The sequence below is a fragment of the Microbispora hainanensis genome, from assembly GCF_006874475.1.
In the GTDB taxonomy this organism is placed as follows: Bacteria; Actinomycetota; Actinomycetes; order Streptosporangiales; family Streptosporangiaceae; genus Microbispora; species Microbispora hainanensis.
In genome coordinates this window covers 1-341 of sequence record NZ_VIRM01000221.1, presented here as the reverse complement: position 1 = coordinate 341, position 341 = coordinate 1, and the positions used below count along the sequence as shown (strand labels likewise).

Annotated in this window: 1 pseudogene; it reads right to left on the bottom strand. The window is 63.3% G+C overall.

Annotated features, from left to right (window positions below):
- A pseudogene (locus tag FLX08_RS40200) lies at positions 1 to 341 on the bottom strand (trypsin-like serine peptidase); the annotation flags it as partial.

Below are 341 nucleotides of genomic sequence, written 5' to 3'. Positions count from 1 at the left end.
GTCTCACCGTCGAAGTACGGGGAGACGTTGGTGTCGATGCGGTTGTTGCCGTCGGTGTCGGAGACCGCGATGGTCACACCGTTGAGGTAACCGAGCCGCTTGGTGTTGCTGTAGCGGTACAGCCACGCGGAACCGATGGAGCCCTCGCCGGTGAAGGAGGACTTGATGCCCACCAGCTCCTCGGCCTTCATGGACGGCGCAGCCGCCTTGAAGGTCTTGCCGTAGGCCCACTTCTGGGTCTTGCCGGAGAAGGCGTAGTTGCCGTCCGGGTGCGACCCGCTCGGGTAACCGAACTCGAAGATGCCCGTGCCGATCTTCTGGTTGTAGGCCAGACCCTGACC